General features: G+C 39.0%; 4 protein-coding genes. 2 read left to right on the forward strand and 2 right to left on the reverse strand.

Features of this window, described 5'->3' with window-relative positions; genetic code table 11:
* On the reverse strand, nt 1–2,186 hold a 2,186-nt coding region (locus HMPREF9449_RS15630), incomplete at its 3' end, for a SusC/RagA family TonB-linked outer membrane protein (protein ID WP_009138233.1).
* Nucleotides 2,187–2,807: 621 nt separating this feature from the next.
* Here HMPREF9449_RS15630 and HMPREF9449_RS15640 point away from each other — a divergent pair.
* Together HMPREF9449_RS15640 and radA are read left to right on the forward strand one after the other, a co-directional pair.
* The gene (locus HMPREF9449_RS15640; RefSeq protein ID WP_009138235.1) at nt 2,808–5,147 is read left to right on the forward strand and encodes a transglycosylase domain-containing protein; all 2,340 of its coding nucleotides are present in this window, start codon (nt 2,808–2,810) and stop codon (nt 5,145–5,147) included.
* A 48-nt stretch (nt 5,148–5,195) separates the two neighbouring features.
* Nucleotides 5,196–6,554 carry a DNA repair protein RadA gene (gene radA, locus HMPREF9449_RS15645; protein ID WP_009138236.1) on the forward strand — a complete coding sequence of 453 codons (1,359 nt, stop codon included), beginning with the start codon at nt 5,196–5,198 and terminating at the stop codon, nt 6,552–6,554.
* 180 nt (nt 6,555–6,734) lie between these two features.
* Here the strand turns inward: radA and HMPREF9449_RS15650 are convergent.
* A partial coding sequence (locus HMPREF9449_RS15650; protein ID WP_009138237.1) for a hypothetical protein occupies nt 6,735–7,121 on the reverse strand: 387 nt, incomplete at its 5' end.

The raw sequence follows: 7,121 nt of genomic DNA on the forward strand, positions 1-7,121 counted from the left end.
CTATCGGCAGTCAAACTGTAGGAAGCTCTCAATGTAAAGTGGGACAAAGCCGGTTCCAGTGTTTTGAAGAATTCCTCTTCGTGCATATTCCAGGAGCCTGCAACGTTCCAGGTCGGAAGCCAGCGGGCTGAACGGCTCTTACCTAACTTATTGGTACCTTCATAACGAACCGTTCCATTGATGGTATAGCGGCTCTTATAAGAATAAGTAGCGGTTCCGAAGAAGGCAGCGATACGCGTACGCGTATTTTCTACCGTAAAATAAGGAGTATTCTCTTCAACACCTCTTTTGAACACCTCGTAAGCATAGAAAGCAACATCTCCCATAGAATACTGACGTCCCCAACCGCGGAACCAGTTTTTCTGGCGCTCTGTAGATTGTAACAACATACCACCGTAGAAGTTAACGATATGAGTATCGTTAAATACCTGATTCCAGGATAAATCGGCACGGAAGTCATAACCGAGCATCTTGTTATCCGTTCTTTCATAGATACCTCCCTCGGGTAATACCGTAATCGGAAGTTCGTACGGATGATCAGGATCTTTATACAGATAAGAGTTTGCATTACGAACCGTTGCATCTGGCATTTCACGGTAAGCCAGGGCTTGGTTGGATTCATCTTTAATATGGTGTTCCATAACGGTAGCAGAATATTTCAAGGCTCCCAATACACCCACTTCCAGGCTCGGAAGAATCTTCCATTTCAATTCGCCCTGGAATTTCAGGTCAGTTACGGAAAGGTCCATGTAGTTATTGCGTAACTCGTGCATAATATTAAAGGGAGCATAGTTACGGGTATAGAATTCATTAGCATCCAGTGCCCGGGAAGTATTCAACGCGTAGCTATACGGGTTGATATCGAAAGAACGTTTTACTTCTCCGTGTACAGCATCTGTTTCCTGTGAAAGGGTACCGGGAGCTCTCTGGTTACGGAAAGCACCGCTACCGATCAGGTTCAGGGAAAGATTTTTATAAAGATTATAGGTAGAATTCAAATTTAACGTATAACGCTGTACCTTACTTTGTTTGGACCAACCCGGATCTACCATAGCACTCAAAGAAGCATAGAAAGTAGCTTTTTCCGTACCACCACTCATGCTGACAGAGTGATTCTGCATGACATTGGTTTCGAACAATCTGTCGAACCAGTCGGTATTGCGCATTTCTGCCTGACGCAGATAAGCATTACGCGCAGCTTCTGTATTCTGAAGTGCAAAAGTACCCGTCACCGGATCATAGGTATTCAGTAACTTATACATCTTTCCGTATACACCGCTGTTGGCTGCCCGGTAAGTACCTCCGAAGTTCAGGAAACCTTTGGCTTCCATTTCCTGGTATACACCCATCTGTTCCTGGGAATTCATAATATTGAACTCACTGTAACTGGGTTTCAGACGCATTGTAAATTCACCCGTGTAGTTGATACGGCTCACCCCGGCCTTACCTTTCTTCGTCGTTACTACAATCACACCTGCCATAGCGCGAGCTCCGTAGATGGAGGTTGCAGAACCGTCCTTCAGGATCTGGAAGCTCTCGATATCGTCCGAGTTCAAACCGGCAATGGCAGAACTGATCATCGTCTCGGCATTACCCGAAGACAAATCATCGGCACTTACCTCTACCACATCCTCCATAATTACACCGTCTACCACCCACAACGGTTTGGAGTCTCCGTAAATAGAAGTCGCTCCGCGCACGCGGATTTTCGGGGAAGAACCGAACGTTCCCGATACGTTCTGTACCGATACTCCGGCAGAACGTCCTTCCAGCGCACGGCTGATTTCAGGAAGACCATCCAGTTTTACATCATCTGCCGTCAGACGGTCGGTAGCTCCCGTGAACAAACGCTTGTCCATCTTGGCCATACCCGTTACCACCACTTCGTCCAGCGTCTGGCTCTCACTCTGAAGAACCACCTTCATATTCGCACTCACTTTCAACTCCTGCGTCTTATAACCGATGTAGGAGATAACAAGTACAGACTTGTTATTGGGAGCTGTCAGTTCAAACTTTCCGTCAAAGTCGGTAGTCACACCGGTGGTTGTCCCTTTGACCAGAATTGATGCGCCCACAATCGGTTCACCGGCCTCGTCCGTGACGATACCTTTGACCTTCATTGTCTGGGCGATTGCTGCACCTATACCTATAAAGAGGCATAGAATAATCAAGTTCAATCTTTTCATAAGCATTTTTTAATTTTTAATTGATTCCTTTGCACCGTAAGAGGAGAAAGCTTCTCCTTTACGGCTGAATTTTGAGTCATTTTGGTGTTTTATGTTGGGTGAATTTTTTTCAGAAAAAGCCCTGGAAATAAAAAAACAGACATCTTCCCGTTTTCCTCTCCTTTGAATCCACTGGATTTATCATCATAACCTCCTAAGTATAAATCTGTTATTAAAATTGTTATTTTATAATAAGTAATATTTTTTTAATTAAAAAACCCATTCTTTATCGTTCAAATTTTTTATTGTATTGATTTACAGTATATTATAAAACCATTATAGAGCCATTATCACCAACAAAAACGAACCATTAATATTGAAGAGAAAAAAGAATAGTGAATGAATGTATACTTTCACTAATTTATATTAAATTTAAATACTAATTTTATAGATTTTACATATAAATTAAGATGGAGCCTTGTACGGAGAATCCAATTATTTTAATATTTCTTCGACCTGTGAATATAAATTTAGTCTCTCTTATTTATTTTTATGGGTATGTTTTGGAATGTAATAGAGGGAAAATAAAAGAATTTATATTTTTCAGTTATATTTGCTTAGTAAAAATCAACAAGAAAATCCATGTTTAAGAAGTATAAAAAATTCTTTTTCTTTTTCTGGGGAATATTTTTAATCGGAATGGTAACGGTTGTTATATTTTTCTGGTTAATTACGGCGGGGAAATTGGGTTTTATGCCAACTTTCGAAGAATTAGAAAATCCCACGAACAAATTTGCGTCTGAAATTTACTTTGAGGATGGTCCCATGATCAGTCGTTATTATCAAGGCAGCGAGAATCGACGCTATACGGAATACAGAGATATTCCTGAATCAGTGAAAGATGCTTTGATTGCAACAGAAGATATACGTTTTTATGAACACAGTGGTATTGATGTAATTGGACTGTTTCGGGTTGCTAAAGGATTATTAACGGGTAATTCTTCTTCTGGTGGAGGGAGTACGATTACCCAACAATTGGCAAAAATGCTTTTTCCCCGGGATCCGGATCAAAATTTTATAGAATTGTCCATGCGGAAATTTCGGGAATGGGTAATTGCTGTTCGTCTGGAAAAGAGTTATACGAAAGAAGAAATTATAACGATGTATCTCAATAAATTTGACTTTTTAAATTTAGCTGTAGGTATAAATTCTGCTGCCGACGTATATTTTCAAAAACCTCTGGATTCATTAAAAATAGAAGAGGCTGCAATGCTTGTGGGAATGGCTAAAAATCCTGCTTTATTTAATCCGCTCCGCAGGCCGGAGAAAACTTTAGGAAGGCGGAATGTTGTCCTTAGTCAAATGCTGAAATATGATAAGATTACTCAGGATCAATATGATTCATTGAAAATGTTACCTCTAGGATTGAAATTCAAAAAAGAAGATCATAAGGAAGGATATGCTACTTATTTTCGGGAATATCTTCGTATTTTTATGACCGCTAGTCAGCCAAATAAAAGTAATTATCGTTGGAATCCTGAATTGTATAAACAAGATTCTCTTGCTTGGGAACATAATCCTTTGTATGGGTGGTGTAAAAAGAATACAAAATTAGATGGGTCTCATTATGATATTTATTCTGATGGCTTAAAGATTTATACCACACTCAATTCTCATATGCAGAAATATGCAGAAGAAGCAGTTGTAGAGCATTTAAGTCAAGATCTGCAACCTTTATTTAGTCGGGAAAAAATAGAAAAACGCAATCCTCCTTTCTCAAATGATTTATCTTCAGAAGAAGTTTATGAAATATTGGACCGTTCTATAAAAAGAACGGAGCGTTATAGAGTTCTAAAAGAAGGAGGAATGAGTTTTACAGATATCCGTAAGGAATTTAATAAATCTGTCCCAATGCAAATTTTTACTTGGCAAGGGATAAGAGATACTATTATGAGTCCTTTGGATTCGATTAAACATTATAAAGCATTTTTCCGAGCTGGTTTTATGGTCATGGAACCTCAGACAGGAAATGTAAAAGCTTATGTGGGAGGACCGGATTACCGTTATTTTATGTACGATATGGTAAGCGTCGGCAGACGACAAGTTGGTTCAACGATTAAGCCAATTTTATATACTTTAGCTATGCAAGAAGGGTTAGGCCCTTGTGACCAAGTTCCTAATATACCGCAAACTTTTGTTTTGCCAGATGGTACGACATGGACGGCGAGAGGAGGAGGTAAAAGACAAGGAGAAATGGTTTCTTTACGTTGGGGGTTAGCAAATTCAGAAAATAATATTTCTGGCTGGGTATTAAAACAATTTACTCCTGAAGCTGTGGCTCAAATGGCTCATAAAATGGGAATTCAGAGTTTTATAGATCCTGTACCTTCTGTATTTTTGGGGACTGCTGAAATTTCTGTAAAAGAAATGGTCGCTGCATATTCCATATTTGCCAATAAAGGAGTATATAATACGCCCCTTCTGGTTTCGCGTATTGAAGATAAATATGGAAACACTTTAGTGGAATTTCAGCCTGATTCCCGAGAAGTCATTACTGCTCAAACGGCTTATTTGATGTGTAATTTATTAGAAGGCGTAGTGAACGAAGGAACAGGAATACGTTTACGTTATAAATATGGTTTTACGAATCCGATGGGAGGTAAAACAGGAACAACTCAGCAACATGCAGACGGATGGTTCATGGCAATAACACCCAATTTAGTAGGAGGGGTGTGGGTAGGTGCTGAAGATCGTTCTATTCACTTCCAGAATTTGGTAAATGGACAGGGAGCCAGTATGGCTTTACCTATTTGGGCTAAGTTTCTAAAAAAAGTAATGGACGATCCTGCTCTTCATTTTATGGCAACTCCTTTTGAAAAACCGATAGGTGTTCTAAAAAATTTGGATTGTGCAGAAACAACCACTGAAAATGAAATGAAAGAACGGATAAATCAGGAGGAGGATTATGAAGAATTTTATTAATAAATTTGTAGTATTATTCTGGACTTACAAAATGTATTTGCTGTATTTATGAAATCAAAAACAATATATGTTTGCCAGAATTGTGGCGCCAAGGAAACAAAATGGGTTGGGCGCTGCCCAACTTGTGGAGAATGGAATAGTTTTGAGGAAGAAGTAGAAATAAAAGCAAAAGGACAAACTAACATATTGGTTGGAAAATCTACTTCAAAAGCTCTTAGGTTATCAGAAGTAAAAATAAATGCAGACGAAAGGATAAATACGGGAGACGGTGAACTCAACCGCGTGTTGGGAGGAGGGTTAGTTCCAGGATCAATGATATTGCTAGGAGGAGAACCCGGTATAGGAAAGTCTACGCTTGTACTTCAGTTTGCTTTACACAATAATTGTGGTAGAATCTTATATGTATCCGGTGAAGAAAGTATTGCTCAGATTAAAATGAGAGCACAGCGTTTGGGTATTGAAAATGATGAATGTCTTTTTCTTTCCGGAAATTCTCTCGAGATGGTATTGGAACATTCCCGAAAGATACAACCTCATCTTTTGATTATCGACTCCATTCAAACCTTAGCCACTGAAAATATTGATGCTATTCCTGGGAGTCTTTCCCAAATCCGGGAATGTACTAATAGCTTATTGCGTTATTCGAAAGAAAATACGATTTCAACGATATTAATTGGACATATTACCAAAGACGGACAATTGGCAGGACCAAAGATTTTGGAACATATGGTCGATACCGTTTTGCATTTTGAAGGCGATCAGCAATATATGTATCGTATTTTACGTTCTTTAAAAAACCGATTTGGTTCGACATCTGAAATCGGTATTTATGAAATGCTTCAATCCGGTTTACGTCAGGTAAGTAATCCTTCTGAACTTTTACTTTCCAATTACAGTCAAGAGTTGAGCGGTATAGCTGTTTCTGCTACCATCGAAGGAATCCGTCCTATATTGTTGGAAGTTCAAGCGTTAGTTTCCACAGCCGCTTATGGCGTTCCTCAGCGTTCCGCTACGGGTTTTGATTCAAGGCGTTTAAATATGTTACTGGCTGTTCTTGAAAAACGGGTCGGTTTTCGTTTGGCAACAAAAGATGTTTTTCTGAATATCGCAGGAGGTATTCGGGTAAATGATCCGGCATTGGATTTAGCTGTAGTAATGGCTATATTATCCTCCAATATGGATACGGTATTACCTCATGATACTGTTTTTGCAGGGGAAGTAGGTCTATCGGGAGAAATTAGAGCCGTTAGTCGTATTGAGCAACGTATTTCTGAAGCCGAAAAATTAGGTTTTCAGCAAATTTTTGTTCCTAAAGGAAATCAAAAAAGCTTAACAAAAAAGGTAACTGATATTCAAATTAGATTTGTATCTAAAATTACGGATATTTGTCGTTTGCTATTTGGCTAAAATTGCGTCCCTGTTAAAGCGATTATTCTATCCAAATTTTGAGTAACTCTACCAAAAGAGGTTATTTAACAAATAAAAATATTTTTAAAGAATTCTTTATTTAATTGCCTAGCTGATCGGAATACAAATAAAGAGAGTGTCCGCCGGGACACTCTCTTTTTAATTTAAGCAGAAAATGGATTATTTATGCTTTTCCATAGAAACGTATGTATAACGGGAAGTACCTCCTTTGTATTCACCCACGCTGCTACCGCTACCGTCAAACATCCACAAGATAAAGCCTTTCATCTCTTTTTCTCCGTATACACCGTTATCGACAAAGGTGTATATCAAATCATTACGTGTTCCGTCAGGTTCACTGATCAGCCCAACACCATCTGCCCAGGTGAATGTTCCGTCTCCGCTAACTTCCCAGGGACAAAGTCTTACGGTATTGGTACCTGATTTTCCAACATCCTGTTTTAATATCTCCATGCTTCCATTGGTATAATATTTCATCACGAACGGCATACTCAGACCGGTAACGTTGAAACTTTCATTTCTGGTCTTCGTTGTTAAGGTTACTTT

The sequence above is a fragment of the Odoribacter laneus YIT 12061 genome (assembly GCF_000243215.1).
Taxonomy (GTDB): domain Bacteria; phylum Bacteroidota; class Bacteroidia; order Bacteroidales; family Marinifilaceae; genus Culturomica; species Culturomica lanea.

Excerpts from the sequence above, each read along its gene's own strand:
- HMPREF9449_RS15640 (WP_009138235.1), top strand. The coding sequence starts at position 2,808 with ATGTTTAAGAAGTATAAAAAATTCTTTTTCTTTTTCTGGGGAATATTT.
- radA (WP_009138236.1), top strand. The coding sequence starts at position 5,196 with ATGAAATCAAAAACAATATATGTTTGCCAGAATTGTGGCGCCAAGGAA.